This window comes from Caenimonas sedimenti (assembly GCF_007833165.1).
Classification (GTDB): Bacteria; Pseudomonadota; Gammaproteobacteria; order Burkholderiales; family Burkholderiaceae_C; genus Ramlibacter; species Ramlibacter sedimenti.
Genome location: NZ_VOBQ01000001.1, coordinates 1 through 16,931, shown reverse-complemented (window position 1 = coordinate 16,931; position 16,931 = coordinate 1). Strand labels below are relative to the sequence as shown.

The 16,931-nt window shown below is 67.3% G+C and carries 16 protein-coding genes and 1 pseudogene; 14 read left to right on the top strand and 3 right to left on the bottom strand.

What is annotated here, in order from left to right; all coding sequences use genetic code 11:
* Positions 1 to 9: 9 nt before the first annotated feature.
* Positions 10 to 1,470 (bottom strand): C13 family peptidase, encoded by a 1,461-nt coding sequence (locus FN976_RS00085; protein ID WP_145889728.1) that lies wholly within the window; start codon positions 1,468 to 1,470, stop codon positions 10 to 12.
* 65 nt (positions 1,471 to 1,535) lie between these two features.
* Positions 1,536 to 2,390, bottom strand: coding sequence for a formate dehydrogenase accessory sulfurtransferase FdhD (locus FN976_RS00080; protein ID WP_145889725.1), 855 nt, complete (start codon positions 2,388 to 2,390; stop codon positions 1,536 to 1,538).
* A gap of 57 nt (positions 2,391 to 2,447) precedes the next feature.
* Between FN976_RS00080 and FN976_RS00075 the strand changes: the two genes are divergently transcribed.
* The 12 genes from FN976_RS00075 to FN976_RS00020 all read left to right on the top strand — a co-directional run bounded on the left by FN976_RS00075 (position 2,448) and on the right by FN976_RS00020 (position 13,869).
* On the top strand, positions 2,448 to 3,092 hold the full coding sequence (locus FN976_RS00075) for a TetR family transcriptional regulator C-terminal domain-containing protein (RefSeq protein WP_145889723.1): 645 nt from the start codon (positions 2,448 to 2,450) through the stop codon (positions 3,090 to 3,092).
* A gap of 141 nt (positions 3,093 to 3,233) precedes the next feature.
* Positions 3,234 to 3,821, top strand: a complete 588-nt coding sequence (locus tag FN976_RS00070; RefSeq protein ID WP_145889721.1) for an NAD(P)H-dependent oxidoreductase — start codon at positions 3,234 to 3,236, stop codon at positions 3,819 to 3,821.
* 10 nt (positions 3,822 to 3,831) lie between these two features.
* Complete coding sequence (locus FN976_RS00065; protein WP_145889719.1) at positions 3,832 to 4,689, top strand: creatininase family protein; 858 nt, start codon at positions 3,832 to 3,834, stop codon at positions 4,687 to 4,689.
* Between the two features lie 12 nt (positions 4,690 to 4,701).
* Positions 4,702 to 5,685: an ABC transporter substrate-binding protein gene (locus tag FN976_RS00060; protein ID WP_145889717.1), complete on the top strand. Its 984-nt coding sequence runs from the start codon at positions 4,702 to 4,704 to the stop codon at positions 5,683 to 5,685.
* Positions 5,685 to 6,509, top strand: a complete 825-nt coding sequence (locus FN976_RS00055; protein ID WP_145889715.1) for an ABC transporter ATP-binding protein — start codon at positions 5,685 to 5,687, stop codon at positions 6,507 to 6,509. The genes FN976_RS00060 and FN976_RS00055 overlap by 1 nt, the downstream gene beginning before the upstream one ends.
* A gap of 137 nt (positions 6,510 to 6,646) precedes the next feature.
* On the top strand, positions 6,647 to 7,429 hold the full coding sequence (locus tag FN976_RS00050; protein WP_255440009.1) for an ABC transporter permease: 783 nt from the start codon (positions 6,647 to 6,649) through the stop codon (positions 7,427 to 7,429).
* A gap of 2 nt (positions 7,430 to 7,431) precedes the next feature.
* Positions 7,432 to 8,799, top strand: a complete 1,368-nt coding sequence (locus tag FN976_RS00045) for an FAD-binding oxidoreductase (RefSeq protein ID WP_145889711.1) — start codon at positions 7,432 to 7,434, stop codon at positions 8,797 to 8,799.
* 2 nt (positions 8,800 to 8,801) lie between these two features.
* Positions 8,802 to 9,254 (top strand): RidA family protein, encoded by a 453-nt coding sequence (locus FN976_RS00040; protein ID WP_145889709.1) that lies wholly within the window; start codon positions 8,802 to 8,804, stop codon positions 9,252 to 9,254.
* A gap of 86 nt (positions 9,255 to 9,340) precedes the next feature.
* Positions 9,341 to 10,312 carry an ABC transporter substrate-binding protein gene (locus FN976_RS00035; protein ID WP_145889708.1) on the top strand — a complete coding sequence of 324 codons (972 nt, stop codon included), beginning with the start codon at positions 9,341 to 9,343 and terminating at the stop codon, positions 10,310 to 10,312.
* Between the two features lie 10 nt (positions 10,313 to 10,322).
* Positions 10,323 to 11,393 (top strand): aromatic ring-hydroxylating dioxygenase subunit alpha, encoded by a 1,071-nt coding sequence (locus FN976_RS00030; RefSeq protein ID WP_145889706.1) that lies wholly within the window; start codon positions 10,323 to 10,325, stop codon positions 11,391 to 11,393.
* Positions 11,387 to 12,451 (top strand): aromatic ring-hydroxylating dioxygenase subunit alpha, encoded by a 1,065-nt coding sequence (locus FN976_RS00025; protein ID WP_145889704.1) that lies wholly within the window; start codon positions 11,387 to 11,389, stop codon positions 12,449 to 12,451. Before FN976_RS00030 ends, FN976_RS00025 begins: the two co-directional genes overlap by 7 nt.
* Positions 12,448 to 13,869, top strand: a complete 1,422-nt coding sequence (locus tag FN976_RS00020) for an amidohydrolase family protein (protein ID WP_145889702.1) — start codon at positions 12,448 to 12,450, stop codon at positions 13,867 to 13,869. The genes FN976_RS00025 and FN976_RS00020 overlap by 4 nt, the downstream gene beginning before the upstream one ends.
* Positions 13,870 to 13,876: 7 nt before the next feature.
* Here the strand turns inward: FN976_RS00020 and FN976_RS00015 are convergent, their stop codons facing one another.
* A complete protein-coding gene (locus tag FN976_RS00015) occupies positions 13,877 to 14,767 on the bottom strand; it encodes a helix-turn-helix domain-containing protein (RefSeq protein ID WP_186510694.1) in 891 nt (296 codons plus the stop codon).
* Between the two features lie 201 nt (positions 14,768 to 14,968).
* On the opposite strand from FN976_RS00015, the gene FN976_RS00010 reads away from it, so the two are divergent.
* Positions 14,969 to 16,588: a tannase/feruloyl esterase family alpha/beta hydrolase gene (locus FN976_RS00010; RefSeq protein ID WP_145889697.1), complete on the top strand. Its 1,620-nt coding sequence runs from the start codon at positions 14,969 to 14,971 to the stop codon at positions 16,586 to 16,588.
* 17 nt (positions 16,589 to 16,605) lie between these two features.
* Positions 16,606 to 16,931, top strand: a pseudogene (locus FN976_RS00005) (C4-dicarboxylate ABC transporter); the annotation flags it as partial.

The following is a 16,931-nucleotide window of genomic DNA, read 5'->3' as shown; positions in this document are numbered from 1 at the left end:
CCGGGACCGCTAGGGCTTCGGCCGAGCGTCCAGGCGCTCCTCCAGCGCCTTCAGCACCGGCCGGATGCCCTCCCCCACCTCGATCTGCGGATTCGAGAAGCCGTCGGGCTTGCCGGCGTCGATTTCGCGCTGCTTGATCACCGGGACGGCCGCGGCGAACGCCTGCTCGAAGGAATGCGTCTTGCGCAGCTGCTCGGCGAACATCGCGCGGCCGAAGAAGGTGAGCTCCGACTTCCGGCCGCAGCCGTAGGACGTATGGGTGGCATCCGCCGCCGTCATCACCAAGGAGGTGTTGCTGCCGAGCGGGCCGACCCAACCGCCCGAATAGCAGGCCGAGATCGCGATCACCCGGTGCCGCACGCCGGCTTCGTCGAGGGCCACGCGCAGCTCGCCCGGGCTCACCGTGTCCACCTGCAGCGGCCCGTGCGACGCGGCCAGCTTGAAGTCGCTCGCGCCATGCGAGGTGAGGTAGACCACCAGCAGGTCGTTCTCGCGGTCCATGCGGGCGGCCACCGCTTCGATCGCCCGCTTGAGGTTGAGCGGCGTTGCCCAGGGCCGCGAATCCGCGGTGCTGGCGTGATTGACCAGGTGCAGCACGCGGCCTTCGGCATCGAAGCGCTCGGCCAGCGTCTTGGCCACCATGGTGCTTTCGCGCAGGAACACGTCTTCCTCCGCGAACGGGGCGAAGACCACGCCATAGACGTCGGTCACGCCGGGGCGCTCCGGCGCCAGCCCGGCCACCGCCTTGTCCCACAGCGCCACCTGCGTTTCGAAAACTTCCTGGCTCAATTGGAGGACGGGTGGGCCCTGCTCTTCCACCGCCACCTGTTCGGCGGTCCACGGCTGGTCCTGGAACTGCCACACCTGCACGCTGAAGAGCGCCACCATGCCCACGCCCAGAAGCGCCAACCGGCGGCCCGTCACACCGAACTGCCGGCTGAGCCAGATCCCGGCGCCGAGCACCCAGGCGATGAGCGCGAGGTAGATGGCCCAGGCGGACCAGGGCGACGTCTCCAGCAACCTGGGCAACGCCTCGTGCGCGCGGGCGATCCCGAGGAGCTGCGACACCACGCCACTGGGCAGCATGGCCATGAGCCACAAGGCGAACCAGGCTGCCAGCCCCACCGGGCGCGCGTGCTCGCCCGCCGGCACGTCGCGCAGCGCCGCCCAGACCAGGAAGATCATCACCGCGATGGCCCACCACTCCGAAATCCAGGAACGCAGGCTGAATTGCGCGGGACCATTGATCTCGAGCCGGCCGAGGCCGAGCTCGATGGCGGCGGCGAGGGCCACCAGCGCCAGCAGCTGCCACGCCTCCGGCTGCGCGCCGCCGGTGCGCGGACGCAGGAAGAGGCCGGCGCGCAGCCCTTCGCGGATCCATGCGGCCAGCGGCAGCCGCGGCGCGGCGGCGGGTGCCGGGCCGGCGGGCAAGGTGCCGGCAGCGCCCGTGGGTTCTCTCTCGTCTGTCATTTGGCGAAAGTCTACGTGCTGCGTTCGCGCCCGTCTTGCATGAAACGGACGAAGCGTGACGAAAGTCAGCGTGACGCCGCGGGCCGCTCCGGTTTGGTGCCCGCCAGCTCCGGCTGGAGCTGCAGCCTCGTCACACCGGTGTAACAAAGGAAGTGCCTGCCCGTCGCGCGGCCGATCGTGCACAGGCCCACGCGCTCCGCCAGCTCGAACCCCATCTGCGTGATGCCGCTGCGCGAAACCACGATGGGCACCCCCATCTGCGCCGACTTCATGACCATCTCGCTGGTGAGCCGCCCCGTGGTGTAGAACACCTTGTCGCCACCCTCCATGGCGCTGTCCTGCAGCCACATCCAGCCGGCGATGGTGTCGATGGCGTTGTGGCGCCCGACGTCCTCGACAAAGAGCAGCAGCTCCTCGCCCCGGAACAGGGCGCAGGCGTGCACCGAACCGGCGGACTTGTACGTGCTCTCCTTCAGCCGGATCGCGTTGACGATGCCATAGAGCTGCGCCTGCGTGAGCGTCGCGTCGGGCAGCGCCAACGCATCGAGTTCATCCAGGATCCCGCCGAAGACGCTGCCCTGGCCGCAGCCGGTGGTGACGATGCGCGAGGCGGTGCGCTCCTCGATGTCCTCGATGCCGGCGCGGGTCTTGACGGCGGCGGAGCCGACGTCCCAGTCGACGGTGACGGACTCCACCTCGTCCAGCGAGCGCACCAACCGCTGGTTGCGCAGGTAACCCAGCACCAGCCATTCGGGGTGCGCCCCCAGCGTCATCAAGGTCACCAGTTCGCGCTTGTCCACGTAGACGGTGAGCGCGCGCTCCGCGGGGATCGAGACGGTCTCGCGCTCGCCTTGCGGATTGACGACTTCGACCGTGCGCGTCAGGGGCGCGTGCGCGGCGGTGAGGAAGGGAGTGGCCATGGCAAGAGGCTACCGCAAATGGTGCGTGGGATATGCTCCCCGTGCCCGCCCACCACGATGACGCAGCCTGAAACCGACCGCCCCCGCACCAGCGCGCGCCAGAACCGCGAACGGGTGCTGGCCGCGATCCGCGCGGCCGCCATCGCGGAATTCAGCCAGCACGGCCTGAAGGGCACGTCGACCCAGGCCATCGCCGAGCGCGCCGGCCTCACCAAGCCGCAGCTGCACTACTACATCTCGGGCAAGGAGGAGCTTTACCAGGAGCTCCTGATGTCCGTGGTGGCCGACTGGAAGGGCATGTTCGATGCCGCCTCCAATGACCCGGCGAAGGTGCTGGGCGAGTACATCCGCGCCAAGCTGCAGCTGGCTTTCGACAAGCCGGAGATCTCGCGCATCTTCACGCGCGAGGTCCTGGACGGCGGCCGCAACCTCGAGCGCTTCTGGCCGGACGCGCGCAAGAAGACGCGCGAGAAGGTCGCGGTGATCAACGGCTGGATCGCGCGCGGGCTGATCGAGCCGGTCGACGCCCACGTGCTGCTGATGGGCATCTGGGCGACGACCCAGTTCTACGCCGACTCCGCGCTGCAGGTGCAGCAGCTGCGCAAGCCCGGACAGGCCGGCTGGACGCCGGAACGCGAAGCCCTGACGCGCGAGGTGACGGCCTTCATCCTGCGCGGCTGCGGGATCCGCAAGACCCGCTGATTCACCGGCGGCAGGCAGGGGCTGGCACGCCCCTTGCTGAATCTGACCAAACGATCAGATTGTTTGGTCAAGATGCACCGTCCGCTCCCCCATCGCCCGCCAGCCTGCGCCGTTCCGGTGCGCAGCCACTGAGGACGCACCATGCACGTCCTCGTCCTCTATTGCCACCCGGTCGAGACCAGTTTCGCGGCCGCGCTGCACGCGGAAGTGGTGAAGAACCTGCTGGCCGCCGGCCACACGGTGGACGATTGCGATCTCTACGCCGAAGGTTTCAATCCGGTGATGTCGCGCGAAGAGCGCCTGGGTTACCACGACGTGCCGCGCAACCAGCAACCGCTGCAGCCGTATATCGACCGGCTGCGCCGCGCGGATGCGCTGGTGCTCTGCTTCCCGACCTGGACCTTCGGCCTGCCCGCCATGCTCAAGGGCTACTTCGACCGCATGTTCATGCCGGGCGTGGCCTTCGACCTGAGCGATCCCGCCAACGTCAAGCCCATGCTCACGCACATCAAGCGCATCGCGGCGGTGGTCACCTACGGCCGGCCGCGCTGGATGGCCTGGTACATGGGCGATCCGCCGCGCCGCATCGTCACGCGCTATTTGCGCCGTCTCACCGGCAATCGCGCGCGGGCGGATTTCCACGCTTATTACCACATGAACGTGGCGACCCCGCCGCGGCTGGCCCGGTTTATGCGCGATGTCGGCCAGGCCATGGCCCGTTTCGCTTGAAAGCACTTCCATGATGCACGGCTACATCCCTCCGCACCGTTTCCTGCCCTACCTGAGCTGGACGGAGATCAACGCACTGCCCGACCGCGAGAACACCGTGATCGTGCTGCCGGTGGGCGCCATCGAGCAGCACGGGCCGCACCTGCCCTGCAGCGTCGACACGGTCATCTCTTCCGGCGTGATGGGCAAGGCGCTCGAGAAGCTGCCGGCCGAGATCCGCGCTTTCGGCCTCGCGCCCATCACCTACGGCAAGTCCGACGAGCACCTGCACTTCCCGGGCACCATGACCCTCACCGGCCCGACGCTGCTGAACATGGTGCAGGAGGTGGGCGAATCGGTCTACCGCGCGGGCTTCCGCAAGCTGGTGCTGGCCAATGGCCACGGCGGCCAGCCGCAGGTGATGGAAATGGCGGCGCGCGAACTGCGCCTGCGGCACGGCGACTTCGTCATCGTGCCGCACCACGTGTCGCGCCTGCCCAACTCGTCGGGCAAGTACATCTCCGAGCAGGAGAAGCGTCTCGCGATGCATGCGGGCCACTCCGAGACCGCGCTGATGCTCGCGCTGGCCCCCGACACCGTGCACATGGAGCGCGCGGTCGCCAACTTCCCGCCCGTGTTCCCGTCCAAGGTGCTGTCCGGCGACGGCCGCCCGGCCTGCGCCTGGACCGCCCGCGACTTCGGCCCCAGCGGCGTCATCGGCGACCCCAACGGCGCCACCCGCGAACAGGGCCTGGACATCCTCGACACGCTGTCCGACAGCTGGGTGCAGGCCATCACCGACCTGTTCCACATGCAGTGGGTCGTGCGCGACGTCGCGTCCTGGGGCCACGGCCACCAGCGCGGCCACATCCAATCCAGTCTGACCTAAGAGAGGCTCCCCATGAAATCGACTCTTGCCCGCACCTTCCTCGCCGCCGCCTGCGGCCTCGCCTGCGCCGCCGGGGCGCAGGCCCAGGAAAAGGTCACCTACATGACCAACTGGTATGCGCAGGCCGAGCACGGCGGCTTCTACCAGGCGGTGGCCACCGGCATCTACAAGAAGTACGGCCTGGACGTCACCATCAAGATGGGCGGCCCGCAGGTCAACATCTTCCAGATGCTGGGCGCCGGCCAGGCCGATTGCGTGATGGGCTCCAGCGACCTGCAGATCATGGTCCAGCGCAGCAACGGCCTGCCCGTCGTCACGCTGGCCGCGAGCTTCCAGAAAGACCCCCAGGTGCTGATCGCGCACGAGGAGGTGAAGAAGTTCGAGGACATGAAGGGCAAGACCATCCTCATCGCCACCACGGCGCGCCAGGGCTACTGGCTCTGGCTGAAGAACAAGTACGGCTTCGACGACAGCCAGACCAAGCCCTACACCTTCAACATCCAGCCCTTCGTGGCGGACAAGAACACGGTGCAGCAGGGCTACCTCACCTCGGAGCCGTTCGCCGTGCAGAAGGCCGGGGTGAAGGCCAACACTTTCCTGTTCGCCGACCACGGCTGGCCGTCGTACAGCACCACGATTTCCTGCATGGAACAGACCGTGAAGGACCGCCCGAAGGCGATGGAAGCCTTCGTCAGGGGCACGATGGAGGGCTGGAAGTCGTTCCTGGCCGACCCGGCGCCCGCCGCCGCGCTGATCAAGAAGGACAACCCCAACATGACCGACGAGCAGATGGCGTACAGCGTTGCCAAGCTCAAGGAGATGGGCATCGTCACCGGCGGTGGCGCGGCGAAGAACGGCATCGGCAGCATCGATCCGGAGCGCACCAAGGCCAACTACGCCTTCCTGGTCGACAACAAGCTGATCGACCCGGCCAAGGTCAAGGTGGGCGACGCGTACCGGCTGGACTACATCAACGGCCTGAAGGTGATGCCCTGATGGACGACGTGCTCAGCACGCAGGCGCTGGGGCGCCCGCCGGCGGCCGTCGAGGTGCTGTCGGCGCACAAGACCTACCCCAACGGGACGGTCGCGCTGCAGCCGGTGGACCTGTCCATCGCGGAGGGCGAGTTCGTGACCCTGCTGGGACCGTCGGGTTGCGGCAAGAGCACGCTGCTGAAGATGGTCGCGGGGCTGCTGGAACCCACCGACGGCCGCATCGCCCTGTGGCGCAAGCCGGTGCAGCGCCTCGAGGAGTCCGGCAAGCGCATGGCGTTCGTCTTCCAGGCGCCGACGTTGATGCCGTGGGCCAGCGTGGAAAGCAACGTGCGGCTGCCACTCGACCTGAGCAAGGTGCCACGCAGCGAGGCCGACGGCCGGGTGGCCGATGCGCTGGCGCTCGTGGGGCTGACCAAGTTCGCCAAGGCCCTGCCGCGCGCGCTTTCGGGTGGCATGCAGATGCGCGTGTCCATCGCGCGCAGCCTGGTCGTGCAACCCAACCTGCTATTGATGGACGAGCCCTTCGGGGCACTGGACGAGATCACCCGGCACAAGCTCGACGCCGACCTGCTGGAGCTCTGGCGCGAGAAGAAGCTGACCGTGATGTTCGTGACGCACTCGATCCATGAAGCGGTGTTCCTCTCGAACCGCGTGGTGATGATGGCCGCACGGCCGGGGCGGATCGTGGAAGAGGTTGTGATCGACGAGCCGTATCCGCGCCAGCCGGAGTTCATGGTGACGCCGCGCTTCGCGGAGTATGCGAAGCGGCTGCAGGACAGCCTGCTGCGGGCGAGCCTGGAGACGGATGAAGAGGTGGTGTCGTGAGCGCGGTCCCTTCGGATGTTTCTCCTTCCCCCTCTGGGGGAAGGCAGGGATGGGGGCTCCCGAGTGGCACGAACGTGTCGTCGCGCGAAGCCCCCACCCCAGCCCTCCCCCAGAGGGGGAGGGAGGAAGTCAAGAAGGTGCGGCGCAACTACGACAAGGTCCTCTACCCCGTCCTCGTGGCCATCGTGCTGCTGACGGCGTGGCAGGGGCTCGTCACCGGCTTCAAGCTGCCGCCCTACCTGGTGCCGTCGCCCATCCTCATGATGCAGACGCTGTTCACCGACTGGCAGATGCTCGGCATGGCGCTGCTGTTCACGCTGAAGATCACGCTGCTGTCGTTCAGCATGGCCGTGGTGGTGGGCGTGCTGATCTCCTTCCTGTTCGTGCAGAGCCGGAAGATCGAGACGGCGCTCTTCCCCTATGCGGTCCTGCTGCAGGTGACCCCCATCGTGGCCGTGGCGCCGCTGATCATCATCTGGGTGAAGAACCCGACGCTCTCGCTGGTGATCTGCGCCGCACTGGTTGCACTGTTTCCCATCATCTCCAACACGACGCTGGGCCTGCGCAGCATCGATCCTGACCTGCAAAGCTACTTCGCGATGAACCGCGCTTCGCGCTCGCAAACGCTGCTGCGCCTGCGCATCCCGAGCGCACTGCCGTACTTCTTCGGCGGGCTGCGCATCTCGAGCGGGCTGGCGCTGATCGGGGCGGTCGTGGCGGAATTCGTCGCCGGCACGGGCGGCAACAGCACCGGACTGGCCTACCAGATCCTCTTCGCCGGCTACCAGCTGAACATCCCCCGCATGTTCGCTGCCCTGCTCCTGATCTCGTTGACGGGCGTGGCGCTGTTCGTGCTGATGGCCTGGTTGTCGAAACTTGCGCTCGGGTCCTGGCACGCGAGCGAACTCTCCCGCGATTGAAGATGAACGCCCCCACCCACCCCATCGAGCAACTGCAGATCGCGTTGCCGGACCTCGACTGGGTCACCGACACCAACCGCATCGCCCGGTTGTCGCAGGACTTTTCCTGGTTCAGCCCGGTACTCAAGCGCCAGTTGACCGGCAAGACCGCCGACTGCGCCGTGCGTCCGCGCAATGAGGACGAGATCAAGCGCCTGGTCAGCCTGTGCGCCCGCCTGCGCGTGCCCATCACCATCCGTGGCACCGGCACGGGCAACTACGGACAGTCCGTGCCGCTGCAGGGCGGTGTGGTGCTGGACATGAGCGGCTTCAACCAGTTCCTCTGGGCCCGCAATGGCGCCGGCCGGGCACAGGCGGGCATGCGCCTGTCGGAATTCGAAAAGGAAGCGCGGAACGAGATCGGCATGGAGCTGCGCTGCATGCCCTCCACCTACCGCAGCGCCACGCTGGGCGGCCTGTTCGGTGGCGGCTTCGGCGGCGTCGGTTCCATCAACTACGGCCCGCTGGGCGCGCGCGGCAACGTGCTGGGGGTGAAGGCGATCACGATCGAAGAAGAGCCGAAGATCGTCGAGCTGCGCGGCCCCGAGGCGCTGATGATGCACCACATGTGGGGCACCAACGGCCTGGTGCTCGAGCTCGAGCTCGCCCTGGCGCCCGCGGTGCCGTGGCAGGAGCACCTGGTGGTGTTCGACAGTTTCGACGACGCGCTGGAGTTCGGCAACGCCGTCGCGCTGGCGCCCGGCATCGTCAAGCGCGAAGTGGCGTTTTTCGCCGCCCCTGTGCCCGACTACCTGAAGCAGTTGGCCGAGCATCTGCGCCCCGGCTGCCACGCCGTGCTGCTGGCCATCGCGCCCGAGAGTGAACCCGCCATGCTGGAGCTGTCCGCGCAATGGCGCGGCTGGGTCAGCTACAGCAAGTCCGCCGAGGAGATCGCGCGGACCAACCGGACGCTGCTGGAATACACCTGGAACCACACGACGCTGGTGGCCTTCAAGACGGACAAGACCATCACCTACCTGCAAAGCGCGTTCATCGCCGGCCAGCACCTGGAGCAGGTGCGCCGCATGGAGAAGCTGCTCGCGCCCGAGGTGCAGATGCACTGCGAATTCATCCGCAACATGGATGGCCTGGTCACCTGCACGGCGCTGCAGATCGTGAAGTTCACGACCGAGGAACGGCTGCAGGAGATCATGCAGATCCATCGCGACAACGGCGTGCGCATCAACGATCCGCACGTCTTCGTGGTCGAGGACGGCAAGGCCGGGGGGTTGCTGCCGCCGGCCAGCCACCAGATCAAGCGGCGCTTCGACCCGTTGAACCTGCTAAATCCGGGCAAGGTGCGCGCGTGGACGGACGGGGTGCCGGATTGAGCGTGCAGATGGGTCAACCCATGGCGCACTACGCGGCGGCGCGCCGCGCGGGTGACTTCGTCTTCGTGAGCGGCGTGGTCGCAGTCGACCCTGGCCGCCAAGCCATCGTGCAGAGCTACGAAGAACTGCCGCCGCATGCGCGTGAACAGTTGCGCGGCATCGGCTACGACACCGGCCAGATGACGGTGGACCTCTACGAAGCCCCGGCCGTGGCCCAGAGCTGGTTCGTGCTCGAACGCATCCGCCAGATCGCGCAGGAGCACGGCGCGGAGATGGCCGATGCGATCAAGCTGGTGCAGTACTTCCGCGACCTGCGCCACTACCCCTTCTACAACCGCGTCCGCTCCCTCTTCTATCCCACCAACCCGCCGGCCAGCACGGTGGTGGAGGTGGCACGGTTCATGCCTGGAGATGGCGCGCTGATCGAAGTCGAAGCCACGATCCACATCAAGTAATTCCCGCAGAGTAGAAGCAGGCAGTGGCACACGAAGCCACGGGTCATTGCTCTGATTTGTTCCACGTTCTCACTGGAGAAAATGAAATGAAATCTGCACTCACCGCCATCGCGTTCGTCACCATGGCCGCCACGGCGACCCTGGCCCAGGCCCAGGACAAGGTCACGTTCCTCACCAGCTGGTACGCGCAGGCCGAGCACGGCGGCTACTACCAGGCCATCGCCAACGGCATCTACAAGAAGCACGGGCTCGACGTCACCATCAAGATGGGCGGGCCGCAGGTCAACGCCGTGCAGCTCGTTGCCGCCGGCCAGGCCGACTTCTTCATGGGCAAGGACTTCCAGGTGCTCTCGGCCATCGAGCAGGGCGTGCCGCTCACCACCGTGGCCGCGCTGTTCCAGAAGGAGCCGCAGGGGATGGTGACGCACACCGACGTGAACACCCTCGCCGACCTCAAGGGCAAGACCGTGCTGGTCGCCACCAGCGGGCGCAGCACCTGGTGGCCCTGGCTGAAGGCCAAGTACGGCCTCACCGACGACCAGGCCCGGCCCTACACCTCCAACATGCAGCCGTTCTTCGCCGACAAGACGATCGCGCAGCAGGGCTACCCCGGCTCCGAGCCGTACACGGCCGAGAAGGCTGGCATGAAGGTGAAGTTCTTCCTGTTCGCGGACGACGGCTACCCACCCTACGGCAACACCATCGCCACCATGCAGAAGACGGTGAAGGAGCGCCCGGACCTCACGCAGCGCTTCGTGCGCGCCACCGTCGAAGGCTGGAAGAGCTACCTGGAGAATCCCGCACCCGGCAACGCGCTCATCAAGCAGGACAACCCGAAGATGGACGACGAGATGCTGGCCTTCGCCCATCGCAAGCTGAAGGAGATGAAGTTCTTCGACGCCGGCGACGCCGCGAAGCAGGGCGCCGGCATCATGACCGACGCGCGCTGGAAGAACACCTATGACTTCATGATCTCGAGTGGCCAGATCAAGCCGATCCCGAACTGGCAGCAGGCCTACACCCTGCAGTTCGTGAAAGACCTCAAGGTGATGCCTTAAGGCGCGCGCCATGCTCGTCACCAAGCAACCCGTGCTGCGGCGCTTCTGGTACGCCGTGATGCCCATGGACCGGTTGGACGCCGGCCCGCAGCCCTTCACCCTGCTCGGCGAGAACATCGTGCTGTGGAAGCAGGCCGACGGCACGCCGGCGGCGCTGCGCGACCGCTGCTGCCATCGCACTGCGAAGCTCTCCAAGGGGACCGTCGGTGCCGACGGCCACATCGTCTGCGGCTACCACGGCTGGACGTACGACTGCACCGGCGCCTGCGTCAAGATCCCGCAGCAGCCCGACATGCAGATTCCCGCCGGCGCCCGCGTGCCGGCGTTCAAGGCGCAGGCCCGTTTCGGCTACGCGTGGGTGTGCCTGGGCGAGCCGCTGGTGCCCTTGCTCGGTACGCCTGAAGACGACCTGGGCTGGCGCCGCATCCACCAGTTCGACGAGACCTGGAAGACGGGCGCCCTGCGGCTGATGGAGAACTCTTTCGACAGCGCGCACTTCGCTTTCGTCCACAAGGGCACGTTCGGGCAGGCAGGCCAGCACAAGCCGAAACACTTCGCCCTGGACGAAACCGACTACGGCTTCGAGGCGCGCATGGTGCTGGAGATCAACAACCCGCCGGAGTCCCACCAGATCACCGGCACGACCGATCCGCTGACCACGCGGACGTTCTCCAACCAGTGGCACCTGCCGTTCCTGCGCAAGCTGGGGCTGGGCTACCCGAGCGGTATCCAGCACGTCATCTACACCTGCGCCACCCCGATCGACGACGAGCGGATCCAGATCATCCAGTGGCTGTACCGGAACGACAGCGAGGAAGATTGCCCGGCCGCGCTGCTGAACGATTGGGACACGCGCGTGGTGCTGGAAGACAAGGTCATCCTGGAGTCGGTCAACGCCGACGCGCCGGTGGACGTGGTCCGCCGCGACGAGCAGAGCATGGCCAGCGACCGGCCCGGCATGCTGATGCGCAAGCGCCTGCTGGCGTTGCTGAAGGAACATGGCGAGACGGAAGCGCACCGCTGGACCCGGATCTCCGTCATTCCCGCGAAGGCAGGAATCCAGGAGGTGCCCGCATGCTGACCACTCGCCAAAAAGTCCTGCGCCGCTTCTGGTACGCGCTCATGCCCGTGTCCCACCTGGACGACGGCCCGAAACCGTTCAGGCTCATGGGCGAGGACATCGTGCTGTGGAAGCAGGCCGACGGCACGCCCGCGGCCGTGCGCGACCGCTGCTGCCACCGCACGGCGCAGCTGTCCAAGGGGACCGTGGAGAACGGCAACATCGTCTGCGGCTACCACGGCTGGACGTACGACTGCACCGGCACCTGCGTGAAGATCCCGCAGCAGCCCGACATGCAGATCCCGGCCGGCGCCAGGGTGCCCGCCTACCGCGCACAGGAGAAATACGGCTACGTGTGGGTGGCGCTCGACGATCCGCTCAAGCCCATCCCCCACTTCCCGGAAGACGGCGCACCCGGCTACCGGCGCATCTTCCAGTTCTACGAGGAATGGAAGACCAGCCCCCTGCGCATGATGGAGAACTCCTTCGACAACTCGCACTTCTCGTTCGTGCACAAGGGCAACTTCGGCCTGCTGGACCAACCCAAGCCCGCGCCGTACGAGTTCCGCGAGACCGATTACGGCTTCGAGGCCGAGACGCTGGTGCCCATCCGCAACCCGGAAGCCTCGTTCAAGATCACCGGCACCACCGAGCCCATCACGCACCGCCACCTGGTGAACCGCTATTACCTGCCGTTCTCCCGCCGCTTCGGCTGCAGCTACCCGGCCAGCGGCCGCGACCACATCATCTACAACTGCGCAACGCCGATCGACGACGACCGCATGATGCTGGTGCAGTGGCTGTACCGGAACGACAGCGAGGCGGAGTGCAGCACGCAGGCCCTGATCGACTGGGACGCGACCATCACCGCCGAGGACCGGGACATTCTCGAAGCGACCGACTACGACGCCTGCATCGACACGACCCGCAAGGTGGAGTTCCACATGCCTTCGGACAAGCCGGGGCTGGTGATCCGCAAGCAGTTGCTGGACCTGTTGCGCGCGCATGGTGAAGAAGAAATCCACCGCGGCAACTTGGCGCAGTCCGCCGCACCTGAATCCCTGGGAACGCCCGCATGACCGACTTTCTGATCCGCAACGCGACGGCCATCCTGACCGGTCTGGCAGGCGCGGCCGCCCGTGCCCCGGGGCCCGACGTGCGCGTGCGCGCCGGCCGCATCGCCGCCATCGGCGCGCTGACGCCCGAGCCCGGCGAGCGCCAACTCGACGCCACCGGCTGCGTCATCTACCCGGCCTGGGTCAACACCCACCACCACCTGTTCCAGTCGTTGTTGAAGGGCGATCCGGTGGGGCTGAACGCCACGCTGACACCATGGCTCACCGCCACACCGATGCGCCTGCGTCCGCTGATGAACGAGAACGATTTCCGGCTGGCCGCGCGCATCGGCCTGCTGGAGCTCGCGCTCTCTGGCTGCGGCACGGTGGCGGACCACAACTACCACTACTACCCTCACATGCCGTACGACACGTCGGCCATCCTGTTCGACGAGGCGGAAAAGCTGGGGCTGCGTTTCGTGCTGTGCCGGGGCGGCGGCACGCTCTCGCGTGTCGCGGACACGAGCAACCTGCCGCCGGCTTCACGTCCCGAGACGCTGGACGGCTTCATGACCGACATCGAGCGGTTGGCGCAGCTGTACCACGACCCGGCGCCGGACGCGATGCGCAAGCTGGTCTCGGCGCCCACCACGCCGCCCCACTCCATGCGCCCGCAGGAACTGCGCGATTGCGCGGCGCAGGCGCGGCGCCTCGGCCTGCGGCTGCACTCGCACCTGTCGGAGACGGTGCATTACCAGGACACGGTGGACAGCCAGCACCAGATGAAGCCCGTGCAGTTCTGCGAGACCATCGACTGGCTGGGCCCGGACGTCTGGTTCGCTCACCTCGTGAAGCTGGACGACGACGAGATCGCGCTCCTGGGCAAGACGCGCACCGGCATCGCCCACTGCCCCCAGAGCAATGGCCGGCTGGGCAGCGGCATCGCGCCGGTGCGGCAGCTCGATGCCGCCGGCGCGCAGATCTCCATCGGCGTCGATGGCGCGGCCTCGAACGAAGCCGCCGACATGATCTCCGAGACGCACGCGGCCTGGCTGATGCAGCGGGCGCGGGCGGGTTATGAAGCCGTGCCGTACTTCCGCGGCGGGCAGGGAGAGGCGGAGGCCGCATCCACCACCGTGGAGGACGTGGTGCGCTGGGGCACGGCCGGTGGCGCGAGGCTGATGGGCCTGGACGCGGTCGGCACGGTGGAGGTGGGGCAGGCCGCGGACTTGTCCATCTATGGCATCGACCGCGACCCGCGCTACTTCGGGCTGCACGATCTTGCGATCGGGCCCGTGGCGAGCGGAGGCACGGCGGACCTCCGCTGGATGTTCGTCGGCGGCAAGGAGGTGGTGCGCGACGGGCGCCTGCCGGATCTCGATGTCATCGAGCTCGGCCGGCAATCGCGAGACGCCGTGCGGGCACTGCTCGCGCGGCTGTAGGCCGGGCTCACTGCGGCCGGAGCCGCTCCAGGCGCCGCATCTCCCCTGGGCGGACATTGAACGCCTTCGCGAACGCCGAGGTCATATGGCTCTGGCTGGCGAAGCCAGTCTCGGCGGCGATGGTGGTGAGGGGTTGGTCGCTGGCCCGCACCAGCTCACGCGCCACTTCCAGGCGGGCCTGAAAGAGGTACTGGTAGGGCGTGCAGCCCACGGTGTTCTTGAAAAGCCGGACGAACTGGGCCGGGCTGAACCCGCTTTCGCGCGCCAGCGCGGCCAGGCAAAGGTCCTTGCCGAGGTCGGCGCGAATCAGTTCCTGGACCTTCCTCAGTTGCTCGCCGCTCAGCTTGCCGCGCTCGCGTGCGGTGCCGTAGCGGGCGTTCTTGCGTTGCTGCAGGCGCAAGGCAACGCCCAGGGAAAGCGATTCCGCATACAAACGTCCGTTCGCGTTGCCGCCCGCGATCTCGAGAACCATGGCGCGCACCACCGCGGTCAGTTCGGGATCGCGAAACTCGATCTCGGTGGGGCCACAGAACCCTTGCAGGGTTTCCAGCGCGCAGCCCGGCAGGGGCGCGTCCAGGTCGATGCGGACGCGCCGCGTCGGCGTCCAGCGCCACTTGCTGAGCCGCAGCTCGGTGCCAGGCGTGAACAGGCCGATCGAGCCGGGCTGGAATTCCCACGACATGGCGCGCTTGCCATAGTGGAAGTCGGCCTGCGTGCTGCCCGTGTCGATCATGACGAGGGCATTGCGCTCGGTCAGCAGTTCCGCATGCACTTCGTGGGGTGAAGCTTCGATCCAGCTCACCGGAAACCCGCGCCATCCATCGACGGCCTCGGTCGTCAGCAGGCTGCGCTCGAAGACAGGGTCCCCACATGCGCTTCCGGAAGCCGGGTCCTGCATCCAAAACTCCTTGTACCGCAGACCCCGCATTTTGCGGTTTGGCGCCGTGCAGTGCTATCGAATTTCGCTATATCTGCTAGGCGCAACGCCGGGTCGGCGTTTACCCGAACGGACGCGCACGCACTGCAAAAACGATCGGATTCTGCAAGACACCACACCGGCCTTCAAGCTGCAATCGCGGCTGCATCACTGGAGACCACCTTGAACCCATCATTTCGATCCAACAACGCGCGGGCCAGCCTCGCGGCCGCCGTCGCCGCTGCTGCCCTGGCGGCCTGCGGCGGCAGCGACAACGCACCGCTGCCCGACGTGCCCGAACTGCTCTCCATCGACCCCGTGAAGGCTTGCACGATGCAGGGCATCGGCGCCGTGAACCTGACCGCGGATGCGAAAGTGACGATTCTTGAAGCCGCTCCGGGCTCGACCGGCACGGGCCCGGCCGACAAGCCGTACTGCCTGGTCAAGGTGCTGGTGGAACCGCAGGTGAACATCTGGGTCACGTTACCCACGGCCGCCTGGAACGGGAGGTTCCGCGCGGAAGGCAACGGCGTCTACGCCGGCAACACGCAACTGGCCGCCGCGGTCGACTCCGTACGGCAGGGGTTCGTCGGCGTCAAGACGGACACCGGTCACACCGGCAATTCGCTGTCCGGCGCGTTCGGCATGGCCGAGCCGGGCAAGCCGAACACCCAGCTGCAGATCGACTTCGCCTACCGCTCGGAACACCTGATGGCCGAGGTCGGCAAGCAACTGGTGCGGGCCTACTACGACAAGGACCCGGTCCGCTCCTACTGGTACGGCTGTTCCACCGGCGGCCGCCAGGGGCTGATGATGGCGCAGCGCTACCCGAAGGACTACGACGCGATCCTCGCCGGCGCACCGGCGGTCCACTGGGACCGCTTCCAGGCCTACCAGATCTGGCCGCAGGTGGCGATGAAGGCGGAAGCCGGCGGTCCGCTGTCCGCCGCGAAGCGCACGCTCGCGACGACCCGCGCGGTCGCCGCGTGCGATGCGGCGGACGGCGTCACCGACGGCGTGATCGATGACCCGCGCAACTGCACCTACGATCCGACGAAGGACGCGGCCATCACCACGGCCTCCTGCACGGCGGCCGACGGCACCTGCCTCACCGGAGGCGAAGCCAAGGCCCTGCAGAGCATCTGGGGTGGCGCACGCAACACGGCCGGCCAGCTCCTCTGGCCGGGCGTCGAGCGTGGTGCCGACCTGGGGGCGCTGGCGGGCGCCGCCCCGTTCCCGATCCCCATCGACCAGGCCCGGTACTGGGTCTACTTCGATCCCAACTGGGACTGGAATACGCTGACGCTGGGCAACTACGAGGCCTTCTTCAACAAGAACGCCGAGATGGTCGGCCCGCTCATGGCCACCGACAACCCGGACCTGAACGCGTTCAAGGAACGGGGCGGCAAGCTGATCATGTACCACGGCTGGAACGACAACCTCATCATGCCGCAGGGCACGTTGCGCTACTACGATCGCATGAAGCAGGCGACCGCCCGCGCGGACGAGTTCTCTCGGCTTTACATGGTGCCGGGCATGGGGCACTGCGGCGGCGGCCCGGGGGTGAACCAGTTCGGCCAGGGATCCAGCGGCCTGGTGCCGGCCACGCCCGACCGCGACGCTTTCCGGGCGCTCATGGCCTGGTCCGAGAAGGGTGTCGCTCCGTCGTCGATCACGGCGGCGCGCATCGACAACAACGCGACCACCCGGACCCGGCCGTTGTGTCCCTACCCTCAGGTGGCGCGCTACAAGGGCAGCGGCAGCACGGACGATGCGGCGAACTTCAGCTGCGTGGCGCCATGACCAACGTCAAGCCGATCATGATCCAACGTCGTACCCTGCTCAAATCCGGCGCCGCCGCGGCCCTCGGGGGTTCCTCTCTGAGCGGCCTCGCCCAGCAAGCCGTCACCCTCAAGTTCCACACCTTCATGGCGCCGCAGTCCAACGTGTGGCTGACCATGCACAAGCCGTGGATGGAAAAGGTCGAGAAAGAGTCGGGCGGCCGCATCAAGTTCGAGGGCTACCCCGCCATGCAGCTGGGCGGCACCCCGGTGCAGCTGTACGACCAGGCCAAGGACGGCGTGGTCGATGTCTCCTGGACGCTGCCCGGCAACACCGCAGGCCGCTTCCCGCGCATCGAAGTCTT

Excerpts from the sequence above, each read along its gene's own strand:
- FN976_RS00070 (WP_145889721.1), top strand. The coding sequence starts at position 3,234 with ATGCACGTCCTCGTCCTCTATTGCCACCCGGTCGAGACCAGTTTCGCG.
- FN976_RS00045 (WP_145889711.1), top strand. The coding sequence starts at position 7,432 with ATGAACGCCCCCACCCACCCCATCGAGCAACTGCAGATCGCGTTGCCG.
- FN976_RS00020 (WP_145889702.1), top strand. The coding sequence starts at position 12,448 with ATGACCGACTTTCTGATCCGCAACGCGACGGCCATCCTGACCGGTCTG.
- FN976_RS00055 (WP_145889715.1), top strand. The coding sequence starts at position 5,685 with ATGGACGACGTGCTCAGCACGCAGGCGCTGGGGCGCCCGCCGGCGGCC.
- FN976_RS00015 (WP_186510694.1), bottom strand. The coding sequence starts at position 14,767 with ATGCAGGACCCGGCTTCCGGAAGCGCATGTGGGGACCCTGTCTTCGAG.
- FN976_RS00030 (WP_145889706.1), top strand. The coding sequence starts at position 10,323 with ATGCTCGTCACCAAGCAACCCGTGCTGCGGCGCTTCTGGTACGCCGTG.
- FN976_RS00080 (WP_145889725.1), bottom strand. The coding sequence starts at position 2,390 with ATGGCCACTCCCTTCCTCACCGCCGCGCACGCGCCCCTGACGCGCACG.
- FN976_RS00060 (WP_145889717.1), top strand. The coding sequence starts at position 4,702 with ATGAAATCGACTCTTGCCCGCACCTTCCTCGCCGCCGCCTGCGGCCTC.
- FN976_RS00085 (WP_145889728.1), bottom strand. The coding sequence starts at position 1,470 with ATGACAGACGAGAGAGAACCCACGGGCGCTGCCGGCACCTTGCCCGCC.
- FN976_RS00035 (WP_145889708.1), top strand. The coding sequence starts at position 9,341 with ATGAAATCTGCACTCACCGCCATCGCGTTCGTCACCATGGCCGCCACG.
- FN976_RS00025 (WP_145889704.1), top strand. The coding sequence starts at position 11,387 with ATGCTGACCACTCGCCAAAAAGTCCTGCGCCGCTTCTGGTACGCGCTC.
- FN976_RS00075 (WP_145889723.1), top strand. The coding sequence starts at position 2,448 with ATGACGCAGCCTGAAACCGACCGCCCCCGCACCAGCGCGCGCCAGAAC.
- FN976_RS00065 (WP_145889719.1), top strand. The coding sequence starts at position 3,832 with ATGATGCACGGCTACATCCCTCCGCACCGTTTCCTGCCCTACCTGAGC.